This is a genomic window from Microcoleus sp. BR0-C5 (assembly GCF_036705045.1).
Lineage (GTDB): Bacteria > Cyanobacteriota > Cyanobacteriia > Cyanobacteriales > Microcoleaceae > Microcoleus.
Genome location: NZ_JAUBTR010000005.1, coordinates 75,105 through 90,581, shown reverse-complemented (window position 1 = coordinate 90,581; position 15,477 = coordinate 75,105). Strand labels below are relative to the sequence as shown.

The 15,477-nt window shown below is 46.7% G+C and carries 11 protein-coding genes and 1 pseudogene; 8 read left to right on the top strand and 4 right to left on the bottom strand.

The features are described 5' to 3' along the window. Positions 1 to 289: 289 nt before the first annotated feature. From QUB08_RS03980 to QUB08_RS03970, 3 genes and pseudogenes are all read left to right on the top strand, one after another. Positions 290 to 4,594, top strand: coding sequence for an AAA domain-containing protein (locus tag QUB08_RS03980; protein WP_333223565.1), 4,305 nt, complete (start codon positions 290 to 292; stop codon positions 4,592 to 4,594). Continuing rightward, positions 4,572 to 5,462 carry a hypothetical protein gene (locus QUB08_RS03975; protein ID WP_333223564.1) on the top strand — a complete coding sequence of 297 codons (891 nt, stop codon included), beginning with the start codon at positions 4,572 to 4,574 and terminating at the stop codon, positions 5,460 to 5,462. Before QUB08_RS03980 ends, QUB08_RS03975 begins: the two co-directional genes overlap by 23 nt. Before the next feature lie 210 nt (positions 5,463 to 5,672). After that, positions 5,673 to 6,008 (top strand): annotated as a pseudogene (locus QUB08_RS03970) (XisI protein). Between the two features lie 91 nt (positions 6,009 to 6,099). Here QUB08_RS03970 and QUB08_RS03965 read toward each other — a convergent pair. Further along, positions 6,100 to 6,546 carry an S-layer homology domain-containing protein gene (locus QUB08_RS03965; RefSeq protein ID WP_333223563.1) on the bottom strand — a complete coding sequence of 149 codons (447 nt, stop codon included), beginning with the start codon at positions 6,544 to 6,546 and terminating at the stop codon, positions 6,100 to 6,102. Positions 6,547 to 6,691: 145 nt separating this feature from the next. Then, positions 6,692 to 7,417 carry a DUF3747 domain-containing protein gene (locus tag QUB08_RS03960; protein ID WP_333223562.1) on the bottom strand — a complete coding sequence of 242 codons (726 nt, stop codon included), beginning with the start codon at positions 7,415 to 7,417 and terminating at the stop codon, positions 6,692 to 6,694. Here QUB08_RS03960 and QUB08_RS03955 point away from each other — a divergent pair. Continuing rightward, entirely contained in the window at positions 7,409 to 7,624 is a 216-nt protein-coding gene (locus QUB08_RS03955) for a hypothetical protein (RefSeq protein ID WP_333223561.1), read from the top strand. The two genes, QUB08_RS03960 and QUB08_RS03955, sit on opposite strands and share 9 nt — an antisense overlap. A gap of 226 nt (positions 7,625 to 7,850) precedes the next feature. Here QUB08_RS03955 and QUB08_RS03950 read toward each other — a convergent pair whose 3' ends face one another. Further along, complete coding sequence (locus tag QUB08_RS03950; protein WP_006635514.1) at positions 7,851 to 8,843, bottom strand: ribose-phosphate pyrophosphokinase; 993 nt, start codon at positions 8,841 to 8,843, stop codon at positions 7,851 to 7,853. Between the two features lie 607 nt (positions 8,844 to 9,450). Between QUB08_RS03950 and QUB08_RS03945 the strand changes: the two genes are divergently transcribed. The 4 genes from QUB08_RS03945 to QUB08_RS03930 all read left to right on the top strand — a co-directional run bounded on the left by QUB08_RS03945 (position 9,451) and on the right by QUB08_RS03930 (position 14,196). Then, entirely contained in the window at positions 9,451 to 9,909 is a 459-nt protein-coding gene (locus QUB08_RS03945) for a GatB/YqeY domain-containing protein (RefSeq protein ID WP_333223560.1), read from the top strand. A gap of 409 nt (positions 9,910 to 10,318) precedes the next feature. Further along, complete coding sequence (locus tag QUB08_RS03940; protein WP_333223559.1) at positions 10,319 to 12,004, top strand: serine/threonine-protein kinase; 1,686 nt, start codon at positions 10,319 to 10,321, stop codon at positions 12,002 to 12,004. A gap of 60 nt (positions 12,005 to 12,064) precedes the next feature. Next, positions 12,065 to 12,772 (top strand): dethiobiotin synthase, encoded by a 708-nt coding sequence (gene bioD / locus QUB08_RS03935; protein ID WP_333223558.1) that lies wholly within the window; start codon positions 12,065 to 12,067, stop codon positions 12,770 to 12,772. A gap of 206 nt (positions 12,773 to 12,978) precedes the next feature. After that, positions 12,979 to 14,196: a M20 family metallopeptidase gene (locus QUB08_RS03930; protein WP_333223557.1), complete on the top strand. Its 1,218-nt coding sequence runs from the start codon at positions 12,979 to 12,981 to the stop codon at positions 14,194 to 14,196. Between the two features lie 208 nt (positions 14,197 to 14,404). On the opposite strand, the gene QUB08_RS03925 is transcribed toward QUB08_RS03930, so the two are convergent. Further along, on the bottom strand, positions 14,405 to 15,385 hold the full coding sequence (locus QUB08_RS03925) for an aldo/keto reductase (RefSeq protein WP_333223556.1): 981 nt from the start codon (positions 15,383 to 15,385) through the stop codon (positions 14,405 to 14,407). Between the last annotated feature and the right edge of the window lie 92 nt (positions 15,386 to 15,477).

Sequence of the window (15,477 nt, the reverse complement as noted above, 5' to 3'; positions counted from 1 at the left end):
TTTAAGGGGGATTTAGGGGGATCTCCGAGGATTTTGGTTCTACACAGAGATGTGTGTACACCGTAGCCTTAAGAAGGGGGGGACAAGAGCGAGCTCAAAGTCAACCCCTACTCCCCTTCTTAAGGGGGATTTAGGGGGATCGAGGCTTCGGAAAAAGCGAGTTGACATCAGCAAGCTGTACGGTGTTTGTGCGCGCACGTTAATCTTTGGGATTTAGCGGTTGTGTCGGCACAAGTTCCGATGTGCTAATCTTGAATGCAATCTAAAATCTAAAATCTAAAATATAAATATGCCGTCTTTAGTAGCAGAAGATTGGGGATATAAATTTAGTGGTGATCGCACAATTAATAAGTTTATTCGCGATGTAGAAGGAGAAGCGGCTTTAGGGAAATATTGCGATTGGGAATGCAGAGAACGTGCGGAAATTCTGATGTCGGAGATAGCTGGCAAATCGCACAATCTTTTCTACGTGCGTCGCCAAAAGGTAAATGAGAGATTTTCGGAAGAAGAAATCTGGGAATTGCTGCTTGCTACGGATGGAGATGATTTTGAATTACCCCAATTGTTGCAAAAAGCCGATCGCACTTTGCGGTTGTTAGCAACTGTACGCTGTGAAGACGGAATTGGCGGTTTAAAACTGCTGGATGCTGGTTTGGTGGCGGTTCCCAGAGGGAGGAAAGATGGGTATTCTTTGCCGGTGCAGTTGCGACTTTTGGCTAACAGTAGATCGCCAATTCCTGTAAAGTCGATCGCCCGCGTCCAAAAAATGCCATTTTGGGACGACAGACACATACCGACTACCGAACAACTAAAAGTTTGGCATACTTTTTTAAATGTGGAAAAACGCATCGCGGAAGCGCGTCAATTTTGCGTGCCTTTCCGAGCGCACAATTACGGTTCAGGCTTTAAAATCGTCACTTTTGAAATCGATCGTAATTCCGCAACTCTTGACGGCTACGAGGAAAATTCCTTAGAATTGGGCGACTTTCGCGAAAGGTTAAAAAAGGCGCGAAATGAAGAAATTATTCTGTTTGATTCGCCGCCGGGAAGCAGAAGCAGCCGCGATGGAGAGACATTGGGTAGCATCGCTGAAATTGACTTTGAACATGGTAAATTACGGATTAAGTTAGATGTTGATTTAGGCGATCGCATGGCGGGCGGCAGATATCAAATGCCCAAACAAGGATTCTTGTATTTTGAGGCGGCGGGGGATATCAGTCAGATCGAACGCAAGAAGAAAGCTTTAAAAATGCTGACGGATGGGCGCGCTCAAAATCCCTATTTGAGTGAGTTTTTATTCGACTCTTCTCAGGCGAGAATGCCCGAAAAACTGATTAAATTGGATCGGGAAAACTTATTAAATCGCAATGCTAATGACGACCAACTTGCCGCCGTAGAAACGGTGCTTTCGGCGCGGGATTTAATTTTGATTCAAGGGCCGCCGGGAACGGGGAAAACGACTGTGATTGCGGAGATTTGCTATCAAATTGCCCGTCAGGGCGGCAAAACGCTCATTGCTTCGCAAGCAAATTTGGCTGTAGACAATGCTTTGAGTCGGTTAGTTCACAATCCGGCGATTCGGGCTTTGCGGAAGGGAAAAGCTCATAAGGTGCAGGAAGAAGGGCAGCCGTTTTTGGAGGAAAATGCGATCGGCACTTGGCTGCAAAATACGGCGACTGACTGCGAAGAAAAGCTCTCGCAGCGCCTGACTAATATAAAATTTTTGCGGCAGATGCTGGCAGAATCAGAGCGATATACCGCCTACTGTGCCGCCGAAAAAGCTTTTTTCAATGAACTAAAACACCTGCACGACAGTAAAGCAAATATTGAGGAAAAGTGCAACCAGCAAGCAACAAATTATGAACTAATTTTAACCCAAAAAAGCGAGATTGAATCTGTTGTTGCGGGGCTAACCAATCTACTGGATGTGCCGCAAGTTAACTGGGAATCTCCAGAAGTTGCCGAGTTTATGCCCCGACTAAAACCCTATTCCGAAGGCAATGTTTTAGTAGAAAACTTTATGGCAAATGTTCGGATTGCCGCTAGCAATGCTACTCAAATTGGGTTCGATCGCCCTGCTTGCGGCTCGTTTGGGATTGCGGTTTGGCTGCAGGAAACTGTAGCAGCGCAAATATCGGAATTTAAGACGGCATTCGATCGCGCTGATGATGTTTGTCACGCTATGTCAACGGTTGCGGAGTCGTTGCGGGTGTCGCGGCAGATGTCGGATGCTGTGAATCAACTCGAATTGGGCGATCGGCAAAATCAGATACACCGCCAAAATCTCGAACAGAAAATCAAGAATTTGGAACTGCGAAAAGCGGAAATTGCAGCCGTTGTCGTCGCCGTTGCACAGTGGATCGAGACGGCTGATACGGGACTCTATGAAGTCGTGAAAACTTGCTGGGAAACGGGCGCAATGCTCACGGATGATATGGTAGAATTGCCCGCAGGATTGCTGAAAATTGCCCGATCGCTCAAATTGCCGATCGTGCCGCCCAAATGCAAAATCAATTTTCCCGATTTGGATCGGTTGCAAAAGGCAATATCCCACGAAGAAAGCGCAGGTTTTAAGGATATACAAGGGCAACAATTCCGGTTTAGCGAGTTTTTGCACCTAAATTTGAGTCAAACGCCGATCGTGCTCTCTGCGGGCGATCGTACACAGTGGCAGCAACTAGCCAAAGACTTCGCCAGCTATTCCCAAGTCAGCCCAAGTCAGCGCAAATTTATCATCGAAAAAGCTGGCACTTTCTTAGGTAGCATTCAACAATTTTATAGTGAATCGTTGCAGCCCAATCAGATCCAGGCTACCTTCGATCGCCTAGTCAAAGAATTGCTGCACAGTATCCTAGCAAATGCGCGTCAGTGTGTGGTTCCCCTGAAAACCGAAACCGAACAGCAGCTTATAAAACAGCAACAATTATTAGATAAAATCGGTCAAACCTTAAGCCAGCAGCAAATATCCGCCGCTAAACTTCAGGTAGAAACAGCGCAGCAACAGGCGAACTTAAAAATTAGCGAAGTTACTAATTTGTTGCAAGCAATTGTCCAACAGCCAAATGTACCTGAAAAGTTGCGGATTTTATCCGAACAATATCTCGCCCAAAAATCGAATATTTGGGAGCAACCGCAGCAGTTTGTCAAGCAAGTTGAGGCTTGGAAAGCAAGCCTGATTCAGCTTGAAAAATCCATTTCTGACTTAGATCCTTTTGGGGTTTTGGAGACTATCAAAAACACTCTTGACGAGCATTTATCCCCGCTGCAAATTGCGGCTGCAACTTCGCAGCAGCAACTCGCAGAACTTCAAACAGAATTGAGCGAAATTAACGCTCAACTACAACAGCAGCAACCAACAGCAGCATTACTGGTTGAAAGAAATTGGTGGGAGTCAGCATGGCAAACTATCCCGACTCAATATCAGCCAGAAGTTCCGAATACAGGATTATTCAGCGTAGCTTTTTTAAGCAAAATTAAGCGTCTATTCAAAACATGGCAACGGAAATTAGAACAAGAAGAAACAGCACTAAATCGCTCTCAAAACTTTGTTACAGATTGGATTCAAAAACTCCGCAATCCATCAGAAAAAGACCGCAACGATTTAAAGCAAATTTATATTGACAATGCCAACGTAATCGGCATTACTTGCGTGCAGGCTGCTAGCTTCGATTTTACTAAAAACTTTCCCAGCTTTGATGCAGTCATCATTGACGAAGTTAGCAAATGCACTCCCCCAGAGTTATTAATTCCCGCTTTGAAAGGCAGAAAGTTAGTATTAGTGGGCGATCACCGGCAATTGCCGCCGATGTTTAATCAAAGTACGATCGACGATATTGCCGAAGACATCGGCTGTACCGGAGACGAATTAAGTTTTATCAAAGAATCTTTGTTTAAAGTATTGTTTGAAAATGCCAGCGACAGCATCAAAAAAATGCTGACCACTCAGTATCGAATGCACCCACAAATTATGGGTGCAATCAATCAGTTTTACCAGCAAAAGCTCAACTGTGGTATTCAGGAAGCTGACACTAAACGCGCCCACAACCTCGCAGGTAGAATCATTCAAGAAAATAATCACATTCTGTGGGTAAAAACGCCCGTAGCACAAGGGTTTGAAGAGGAAAAACAGGGTACTTCGCGGTTGAATGTCAAGGAGATTGATGCGATCGAGCGTTTGTGCGAACAAATGGAGATAGCTTGGCAGACCAAAGTTGCCGACGGTGAACTGCCCAAAGAAATAGGGATTATCACTTTTTACGGCGCTCAATTGAACGCAATTAAAGACAGAATCGAACCCGAAAGATTCCCTTCTTTGAGCATCCGCACTGGTACGGTTGACATATTCCAAGGCATGGAAAGACCTGTAATTATTGTTAGCACAGTGTGTAATAATGTTAGGGGCGATATTGGATTTGCTAAGGAACCGGAACGGGTGAATGTGGCATTTTCCCGCGCTCAAGAATTGCTGATTGTTGTCGGATGCCACGATTTATTTACCCAACAAATAGGTACTGTGGGAAAAATGTATCAGGAAGTTTCAAAAACGGTGCGTCACTGCGGAGGTTTTGTAGATGTTTCTAGCGTACTCAACTAAACCAATAGACTCGAATTTAAGTTCGCTTGCCGAACAAATTGAGCAACAAAATCCGGGTTTGTCAGTGTTGGCGGCGCGTCAATTCCGCTTTGCAATCCGCCAAACTCCGCTGGAGGTGGCGGTTAGCGAACCGCGCGAGTTTAACGTGTTGGAAGAGTTCATTTTGCGGGCGGGTGTTGAGTTTGAACCTGCGCCAACTTTGAAGGAATTGGCGGATTTGCTGGGGTTGGATGAGATTTTTGTGAAGACTACGGCGGCGACTCTGGTTAGTTTGGAAAGCTTGGAGGTGGCTGAAAATGGGCAAATTGCGCTCGCCCCGCAAGGTAGAGATTTTTTCGAGAAAGGTGCAGTTAGTCGATCGCAAATTCAATCAATTTATGCCATTTCCGATCCGCTGAATCAAACTCTTACCTTTAAATTCGATGCTTTAGCCGCAGAATCGGTCAACTTACCCGATTTAGCCGATTTAGTTTCGCTAGAACATAAAATTACTGACCTTGCGGATTTAAGTATAGCAGAAATCCAGCCGTTAATTCAAGATTCCGGCTTAGGAATTCACGCCCCACAAAACGGCAAAATTGTCTCTGCTTGCGATGTCGTCGGCGACGATTTAGATATTTGGCAAACAGTCTCGATTTTTGTGTTGCTAGATGCGATCGAAAATAAAACTACAATTCAAGTCAGACAGGGAAAACAAATATTAGAAACAGCATCAAACTTGCTAAACGAACTTGAATCGCAACAAAAACTTTCCTTGAATGACTTGTGCCAATTAACCCCAGACATTGCACAGCAAGAATCAGAGACAATCCAGGTTCCGAAAACTCCTAAAAAGCCATCTAAGAAGAAACCCAAGGAAACGATATGATGAGGACTAAAGTCCAGATTACGAACTGGTTTATATTGAGGACTTTAGTCCTGATTAACTGATATCTTGCACCCTTCTCCATTACTTGTTTAGGAACGGGCAAGATGCCCGTTCCACAAAAGTTTATTTTATTGTGGAACGGGCATCTTGCCCGTTCAGGAAAAGATTACAACATATAATATATTAACCAACAAATGAGGTAATTGTGCAATGGACAAACTAACTCAATATCGTCAATACGTTCAGACATTAATCACCCGTTATGCCGAAGATGATGTTTCCGATGATCAAGTCGAAGTGCAACTAATTTTAGACACAGAACGAGATCATTATCAGTGGATGAATGTCGGCTGGGAACACTTAACCCGGATTTATCGAAGCATCATTCACATTGACATCAAAGATGGAAAAATCTGGCTTCAGCAAAATTTGACAGACCAAAATCCTGCGGAGTAATTAGTTGAAATGGGAGTACCGAGAGAGGATATTGTTTTGGGATTGCACCCCCCATACAAACGACCGTATACTGATTATGGTGTAGCGTAAAATGTCAAGCTAAAAAAAACAGAATACTCAGATACCCGACTTCGCCAAAGTTGTCGGGTATCTACTTGGCCCTACTAAGCCTTGACGCATTTCAGCATCCGTAAAGTAGCCGCCGCCGCGTAATTGCGCTTTGCAGAATTCTCGAAAACAAACCGAGCCCAATTTCCTTAATAGCGGCAGCAACAGAACAATAAGAAGACATTTGAGTAATAATAGAAGCAGCCCAATAATTTTGAGTGTCTGAAAAAGTTTTAAACGGCTCTTTAGCAACTAAATTTGGCTGCATTCCCGCCGACAAACCAAATTTCGCCACTCGACGGCGCACCGCCATCAATTCAGCGCGAGTGACGGGCTGCGTAGGTTTAAAAGTTCCATCTTGATAGCCGTTAACTATCTTGTTGTCCCGCGCAAATAGAAGTTTTCCGGCACTCCAGCGGGAAATATCAACCTCGCTATAGGGACGGATAGAAACATGGCTAGGAAAGGTGATATTAGCACCTTGTATTCCTTGAAAGGATTCCCAAACTAAAGATACCAATTGCTCTCTGGTAACAGCAAGTTGCGGTCAAAAGGTATTATCTTGAGAAAACCGGGCTACAAACCCAAGGCCCACAGCTTCTTTAATTTCGGAAGCCTAGATATCATCGGTAGCTATCTCCGAATTGTAGAAAAGCCAGTATTGCCTACGGTATTGGTATTTCCTGCGGTATTGGCTGCGGTATTGGCTGCGGTATTGGCTGCGGTATTGGTATTGGCTGCGGTATTGGTATTGGTATTGGCTGCGGTATTGCTTCGGTATTGCCTCCAGTATTGCCTCCGGTATTACCTCCGGTATTGCCTCCGGTATTGCCAATTTCTCCAGGTGCGGATTGATTGGTAGTGAAATAAAAGTGGCCTAATGTGCGGCCTTGGTAAGCTCTTTTACTCAACCGCCAAGCAGGATCGAGACTGATTTTCATGAAGTCGTTAACATCGCCGTTTGTGCGACCAATAATCACCGATTTACCTTGGTAATCTACCGGAGTTCCCATTAGAAGAACATTGCCATCAACAATTTCCAAACTTAGGGTGTATTTTAATGCTAAATCGGTGCCTGCCATGCGAATTGAAAAGCCGTTGCTGTCAGTTGCGCGGCCACAAATACCGGTGAAATCAAAAGTAACTAATAAGGGATCGACTTTCACGGGATTAGAGCCACTTTCGCTCCAGCATTTTCGCTTGTCAGATACTTGTTCTACAATTAGCAATTGGTAGCCACCGAAAGGGCGGGGTTGGGCGATGACAATTACTCGGTCTTGGTTAATGTCGGTTTCGTCAAAAGTAAATGCTTTAGCCGAACCGATCGCGCCAAGTGTTAAAATTGCTGAACCTGCCAGTGCGGCCACTGTTCGTACAAGTGAATGTTTCATGATTTTTCCCTATTGGCTCCTTATGGTGATGAGACTTATCTAGAATATAAAAAAGTCGCCCTCTTCCAACAACAAGATAGAATTTTACCATCTCTTGTTCCGGTGGTACCAAGTGCGATCGATCGCCGATCGTCAAATTGGTTCGTAGTGAAAACTCAAGTCCGAGCGAATTTTATGAGGACTTTAGTCCTCACTACAAAGTTATAACCGTTATTTTACCGAGGAACTTGATAAGCTGTTCGGCATCTAAATTGTATTTTCCGGGCGGGCGGGACGCCCACTCCACAAGAATTTGATGGGAGTTGACAGTAAAATTTAGATGCGCCTGGGCTGATTACTTGCGGGAAACGATCGCACTATTGGGCAAAAAAACGGTGCGTTACACTCTTGTTAACGCACCCTAAAACAAACATTCAAAAAGCGCCTTTCCTGTCTAGCGGAACATACTACTTACAGAACTATCTTCGTGAATCCGCCAAATAGTTTCTCCGAGCAAATTCGCTACCGAAAGCACCGTCAACTGCTTAAAACGGTTCTCTTCCGGCACAGGAATTGTATTCGTAACAATTACCTCTTCCAAAACCCCGCTAGACAAACGCTCGATCGCCGGAGGCGAAAACACCGCATGAGTAGCACAAGCATAAACCTGCCTCGCACCCTCGCGGCGCAACAATCTCGCGCCCTCAGAAATCGTGCCCGCAGTATCGATCATGTCGTCCACCAAAACAGCAGTTTTGCCCCTGACATCACCGATGAGGTTCATCACTTCTGCCACGTTGTGAGCTTGGCGGCGCTTGTCAATAATTGCCAGGGGAGCATCACCAAGCTTTTTGGCAAAAGCTCTCGCCCTAGCGACTCCGCCAACATCCGGCGAAACCACAACAATATCCGTCAATTGCTTGCTCGCCAGATAATCCAAAAGCACTGGCGAACCGTAAACGTGATCGAAAGGAATGTCAAAATAACCTTGAATTTGAGCCGAGTGCAAATCCATCGCCAAAATGCGACCTGCCCCAGCTTCCGTAATCAAATTAGCCACTAATTTTGCAGTAATCGACTCTCTTCCGGCCGTTTTGCGGTCAGCCCTAGCATATCCGTAATAGGGAATGACAGCAGTAATTTGTCTAGCCGAAGCGCGGCGACAAGCATCGATCATAATTAACAATTCCATGAGGCGATCGTTTACCGGACAGCAAGTTGGCTGAATCAAGTAAACATCGCAACCCCGAATCGATTCTTGAATTTGAACGTAGAGTTCCCCATCAGCAAACCGCTTGCGAACCATCGGCCCCAAATCTATCCCCAGATAGCGAGCCACCTCTTGGGCGAGGGGAACATTAGCAGAACCGGAGAACAGCCGCAGACGGTCATGAGCGGAAACCGGCGGCTCGGGAAGCGGAAGCGGTAAAGTAGCAGAACGGATCACAGCAGGCCTCTTGCAGGACGTTTATTCCATCGCTATCTTACCATCTGAAACTAGAAATATTCAGCCAATTTTTTAATAGATTTAACTTTCGGGGCGACCACAAGTGTTAGGTTAGGCGAATTGAATAGGACTTGCAGAAATACCTCCGAGAAACCGGGTTTCTAGCCCACTTTCGGCACCCTCAACGGTCACAATCGGTTTTTACTTATTTTTATCCAGCAATAAAACTATAAATTATACTTGAATACCGTAGATTAACGGATAAATTACTTTTAAAAGGCATAATTTATTACTTTAAAGATAGAGTTTTCTGCGTAATTATGCTGTGTGACACCCCAGGGCGTGGAATGTGGGTTCTAGCGAACTCTGTACTGGCAGAAGTACGATCGCACTTCTGCCCCTACGTCTAAAAATTCTGGCGTGAGTCAATTTGGGGTCGAGGCTGGAAGTGCAGCCACCCAAAATTTAGTCGAAGACCGAAGGCATCCGGGTTTAATGCGAGAAAAATGCCACCAACAGGCAATAAACTTGAAAAATACTGTAAAAAAAGTTAAGAATCGGAGCATACTCCAGATTTTTGATATCGGGCAAAGCAAGGTAGAAATCGATGAGCTTAAGAGAACGCATTGACGCAGAAATCAAAGCAGCCATGAAGTCCAAGGACAAAGTTCGCTTGGAAACAGTTCGTGGCATCAAGAAATTTATTCTCGAAAAAGAAGTCAGCCTCCGTCCCTCCGGCCAAGACACGCTGACAGAAGCTCAAGAAATGGAAATTTTGATGCAAATAGCCAAACAGCGCCGGGATTCGATCGAACAATACCGCAAAGGTGGCCGCGAAGATTTAGTCGCACAAGAGGAGGCGGAGTTGGCAATTGTTGAAGAGTATTTGCCGGCGCAGATGTCAGACGAAGAGGTGAGTCAAGTCGTTGACGAAGTGATTGCCTCGGTTGGCGCTACTTCTGCAAAAGATATGGGCAAGGTGATGGGCAAGGCAATGCAGCAGCTTAAGGGCAAAGCAGACGGTAACAGAATTCAAGACATGGTGAAAGCAAAGCTTAGTCAGTAGTCAGTAGTCAGTAGTCAGTAGTCAGTAGTCAGTAGTCAGTAGTCAGTAGACATCTCCCATAAATAATCTCAAGCTTTATAGAGATTTATGGCTTAGGCCGAGGGGCGACAATTTATTAGGGCTAAGGCCAAAAAACCCGGTTTCTACGAAAAATCGTGCATTTCTCCCTTGAGATATTGACGCAGAAACCGGGTTTTCGATCGGATCTGCGGGTTACAACCTGTGTATTTTCGTGAAAAAACCCGGTTCCTGACCATCCTTGCGTCCAAGAATGTCAAAAAAATGTAAAATACTAACTTTGGTCGGGACTGGGAACTACAGACAGTGAAGTACGATCTTGAGCATTAAAGATTTAACATTCTAAGTCTGCCAGCGATCGTCTATTTTTAAACAGTTTCTACTTAAACTTATGCAGCCACCTATTGCTATTGGAACTCTCCTACAAAACCGCTACCGCTTGGTGAATATTTTAGGTCAAGGAGGATTTGGCCGGACTTATTTAGTAGAAGATTTGGGACGGTTTCAAGAACGCTGCGCCCTGAAGGAATTGATTCCGGTGCAAAGCGGGCCTTATGTTTTGGAAAAATCGAAGGAATTGTTTCAAAGAGAGGCGGCAATACTTTACCAAATTGGGCACCCACAAATTCCCCAGTTTCGGGCAATATTTGAAGAGAACCAGCGTTTGTTTTTAGTGCAGGATTACGTGGAAGGGATGACTTACCGCGAACTAATGCTCGATCGAACTTCAAATGGTCGCAGCTTCACCGAAGCCGAAGTATTGGTATTTATCCGGCAAATGCTGCCGGTACTGGCTCACATCCACGCCCGCGGCATCATCCACCGCGACATCTCCCCAGAAAATATCATCCGCCGGGAAAACGACCAGTTGCCGGTGCTGATTGACTTTGGAGTGGTGAAGGAACTCGCCACCAAAGTCCAGTCTCCCGAAGGAACAGCCCACGCGACAACTGTCGGTAAAATCGGCTACGCGCCGATGGAACAGTTGCAAAGCGGGCGGGCAACAGCCAGCAGCGACCTCTACGCTTTAGCCGTAACGGCGATCGTCCTGCTGACAGGCAAAGAACCGCAGGAATTGCTCGATCAAACAACGCTGCAGTGGAATTGGCAGCAGCAAGCGCAGGTGAGCACGGGTTTGGCTTTGGTGCTGAATCGGATGTTGAATCGGTCTCCGGGCGATCGATATCAATCTGTCAGCGAAGTCGCCCAAGCACTCGACGCCCAAACTAATCCTAAACCTAACCCGCCAACTGTACCGCCCGCGCCAGCAGTAGTAGTGCCGACAAACCCTTCGCTAATAGCAACGGTGGCCGTGGGCAGGCCGCCAGAGCCCGCCGCCCAGAGTTCCCCCCCGCCAAACCAGCCAGACCCTTTAAGTGAGCCTGTTGGCGGCTCTTTTTGGGACAATCCCATCGCTGCGATCGGACTGCTGGCCGGCTTAGTAATCTTGACGGGCTTTGGTTCCTGGGCTTTAGTCGGCTCATTTCTCAACAATTCGCGCCCCAAACCCACTCCGACAGCGCCAGCACTCATAAATCCGACGCCGACACTAACTCCGATACCAAACCCGCTACCTTTGCCGACCCCAACCCCCCAACCTTTGCCAACCCCAAGCCCAGAACCTTTACCAGAACCAAGCCCAGAACCTTTACCAGAACCAAGCCCAGAACCTTTACCAGAAACAAGCCCAGAACCTTTACCAGAACCAAGCCCAGAACCTTTACCAGAACCGAACCCAGAACCTTTGCCGGAACCAAGCCCAGAACCAAGCCCAGCGCCAACTCCGGCACCAAAACCGACGCCAGCGCCGACTCCCGCACCAACTCCCGCACCCAAACCGGCGCCCGCACCAACTCCCGCACCCAAACCAACACCCGCACCATCGCCAACACCCGCGCCAACACCCGCGCCATCACCGGAACCGGAACCAACACCCGCACCGTCGCCGGAACCGGAACCAACACCCGCACCGTCACCGGAACCGGAACCAACACCCGCGCCGTCACCGGAACCGGAACGAACACCCGCGCCGTCGCCGGAACCAGCACCAACACCCGCACCATCGCCAGAACTCTAAACTTCTGGCAAAATTCCCCTAGACTGAGGTTGAGGCCAATTACTTGTTAGCTATTTGTCAATGAACTCGCTGCTAATTGCTGGAACTGATACCGACGCGGGCAAAACTGTTTTGACCAGCGCTCTGGCTGCTTATTGGCAAATGTATTTTCCCGATCGCAGTTTGGGAATTATGAAACTCATGCAAACAGGAACGGGCGATCGCGAACTCTACACCCGTTTGTTTTCTCTCGACCAATCCCCCGAAGAACTCAATCCGCTGCACTTTGATGCGCCTCTAGCACCACCAATTGCAGCCGAACGGGAGGGGAGACGTATCGAACTCGAAAAGGTCTGGACGGCTTGGCAAAGCCTCTCTGAGCGCAAGGATTTTGTGTTGGTGGAAGCTTTGGGAGGGCTGGGATCGCCTGTAACGTGGGAACTGACGGTGGCCGATATTGCTAGGGATTGGCGGCTGAGAGGGGTTTTGGTAGTACCTGTGAAGTTGGGGGCGATCGGGCAAGCTGTGGCGAATGTTGCTCTCGCCAAACACACTGGTTTTAAGCTCAGAGGAATTGTGCTCAATTGCGTTAAAGCTTATTCTGAACAAGAAATTGCCGATTTAGCGCCCGTTGATTTGATCCAGTCGCTGACTCAAATACCTGTGTTGGGTATTTTGCCCCATTTAGATGACCCGACTGACCTTGCTAAATTAGCTAAAATTGCTTCAGATTTAGATTTAGAACAGTTACTGCCAGGGGTTAATTTAGTTCCTCAGACTTCTAAATAACCCTATTCTCAACACCTCTCTTTCTCATTCTTCTCTTCCTCTGCGTACTCTGCGTCCTCTGCGGTTCATAAAAAAAAATTCCTGCACAAATCAGATAGGATTGAAGAAGATTTTATTTTAACCGCAGAGAGCGCAGAGAGCGCAGAGAAAGAGCAGAGAGAGTTTCACAAATTATTCATTCTGAATAGCTATAAGGAGAATAAAAAATGGTTTCTACTTTACCGAATTTAACCTCTGTCGATTTATCTCAGTTGCGGCTGGAAATTAGAAATTTGCAGCCTCTGCTAGTCGAATGGCGTCGCCTTTTGCACCAAAGGCCGGAATTGAGTTTTGAGGAAAATTTAACGGCGGAGTTTATATCACAAAAGTTGCAGGAATGGGGAATAGATCATGAAACTAATATTGCTCAAACTGGTATTGTCGCCACTATAGACAGCGGCAAACCGGGGCGGGTTTTGGCAATTCGAGCTGATATGGATGCTTTGCCGATTCAAGAGGAAAATGAGGTGGATTATCGATCGCAGCATGATGGAATTATGCACGCTTGCGGCCACGACGGCCACACTGCGATCGCCCTCGGTACTGTTTGTTATCTCGCCCAGCACAAACACAGCTTTTCTGGTAAAGTAAAATTTATCTTTCAGCCCGCCGAAGAAGGGCCAGGAGGCGCAAAACCGATGATTGAAGCGGGAGTTTTGAAGAATCCTGATGTTGATGCGATCGTCGGCTTGCATTTGTGGAACAATCTACCTTTGGGCACTGTAGGCGTCCGCAGCGGCGCGTTGATGGCGGCTGTGGAAGTTTTTGACTGCACGATTTTTGGCAAAGGTGGACACGGCGCAATGCCACATCAGACTGTGGACTCGATCGTAGTTACAGCCCAAATTGTCAGCGCTTTGCAGGCAATCGTCGCGCGGAACATTGACCCGATCGACTCAGCGGTAGTAACTGTCGGCAAATTCCACGCAGGCCACACCCACAACGTCATTGCCGATACCGCTCAAATCGGTGGCACGGTGCGCTATTTCAATCCTGCATATCAAGGTTATTTTGACAAGCGAATCGAGCAAGTAATTGCCGGAATTTGTCAGAGTCACGGGGCTAATTACCAATTAGATTATTGTGCGCTTTATCCGCCAGTTATTAATGATTCGAGAATAGCTGAATTGGTGCGCGACGTGGCAGAATCCGTTGTCGAAACTCCTGCAGGAATCGTTCCAGAATGTCAAACAATGGGCGGCGAGGATATGTCGTTCTTTTTGCAAGAAGTTCCAGGTTGCTATTTCTTTTTAGGTTCAGCAAATCCAGAGAAAAACTTGGCTTACCCGCACCATCACCCGCGTTTTGATTTTGATGAAACTGCGCTGGGGATGGGTGTAGAAATGTTTGTGCGCTGCGTGGAAAATTTTTGTGTGAATCAATGAAAGATTGTGTCATCCGGTGGGGGCGGGTTTATGAGATTATTGATTTTAGGCAATGATAGTTTGTAAAACCCGCCCCTACAGCAATCATATCTATTTAACCGGATCTCTTGCACCCGCCGTCACAAAACTGTAGGGGCGGGTTCACCAAAAGATTTAAAGAATGCAGACAGCTTAAATAAACCCGCCCCCACCCCACGCGAGAGTCTTTTTACCGAGTTTGAAAAATATTCTGCACCATTTTTTTATCTACACTCGCCGCCGCCTTATCCAATTCGGCAATCTCCCCGGAGTCCAACTCCCACCCCAAAGCACCAATATTATCCCTCGCCTGTGCCGCAGATTTCGCCCCCGGAATCGGAATAGTTTCTTTGCAGATGCACCAGTTGATTGCTACCTGCGAAACAGTCTTGTTTCTGAATGCCGCTATTTCTCGTAAACATTCCAAAAGCGATCGCATTCCCGGAAGTAGCTGCTTGCACGCCAAACCTCGGATACCTTTAGGAAGAGAGCCATTTTCCGAGTATTTACCCGTCAGCAACCCCAAGGCTAGAGGACTGTAAGCAATCAATTTTATCCCCAATTCATCGCAAACATCTTTCAATCCGAGTTCTGTCACCGGATAGGTGGAAAGTAGCGAATATTGCACTTGTAAAGTAACAATAGGAATTTGGCGATCGCTAAATTTCCGATGCACCCATTTCAGCCGTTTCGGCCCGTAATTAGACAAGCCCACTCCCTTGACCAATCCTTGCTCGTAAAGGTCAGCCAAACCGTCTAAAAGAGCCCCCTCTTGCCAAGGTGCGTAATTGGCTGTAGACCAGTGCATTTGCACCAAATCTACATTTTTTCCGAGCCGCGCAGCAGAGGCTTTGCAAGCCGATATCATTGATTGTCGCGTCAGCCTCCAAGGATAAGCAGCCAGTTTTGTCGCAATACAAATACTGTCTTTGTTTGCACCTTGATATTGTTGAGAAAACTGCCCCAAAAGCTGTTCACTGCGTCCGTTTAATTTCCCTGTTCCGTAAGAGTCGCCGGTATCGAATAAAGTGACACCGCTGCTGACGCAAAGATTGAAAACGGCTTGCAATTCCTCGTCCATACTTTCATTGTAGCCCCAGAGGAATCTGTTGCCCCAGGCCCAAGTGCCGCAGCCCATTTTTGGAAGTAAAATTTTTTGGTTAGTTGGCATTTTTTTTAGTGTTGTTGTTGGTAATACGGATATTTTATAGGAACATAATTCGGTATCCCCTAGCCCCCAGTAGAGCTGTTTCATTCTGCCAC

Bases quoted from the DNA above. Each gene is read 5' to 3' on its own strand.
- QUB08_RS03940 (WP_333223559.1), top strand. From the start codon at position 10,319: ATGCAGCCACCTATTGCTATTGGAACTCTCCTACAAAACCGCTACCGC.
- QUB08_RS03945 (WP_333223560.1), top strand. From the start codon at position 9,451: ATGAGCTTAAGAGAACGCATTGACGCAGAAATCAAAGCAGCCATGAAG.
- bioD (WP_333223558.1), top strand. From the start codon at position 12,065: ATGAACTCGCTGCTAATTGCTGGAACTGATACCGACGCGGGCAAAACT.
- QUB08_RS03960 (WP_333223562.1), bottom strand. From the start codon at position 7,417: ATGAAACATTCACTTGTACGAACAGTGGCCGCACTGGCAGGTTCAGCA.
- QUB08_RS03975 (WP_333223564.1), top strand. From the start codon at position 4,572: ATGTTTCTAGCGTACTCAACTAAACCAATAGACTCGAATTTAAGTTCG.
- QUB08_RS03925 (WP_333223556.1), bottom strand. From the start codon at position 15,385: ATGCCAACTAACCAAAAAATTTTACTTCCAAAAATGGGCTGCGGCACT.
- QUB08_RS03955 (WP_333223561.1), top strand. From the start codon at position 7,409: ATGTTTCATGATTTTTCCCTATTGGCTCCTTATGGTGATGAGACTTAT.
- QUB08_RS03930 (WP_333223557.1), top strand. From the start codon at position 12,979: ATGGTTTCTACTTTACCGAATTTAACCTCTGTCGATTTATCTCAGTTG.
- QUB08_RS03980 (WP_333223565.1), top strand. From the start codon at position 290: ATGCCGTCTTTAGTAGCAGAAGATTGGGGATATAAATTTAGTGGTGAT.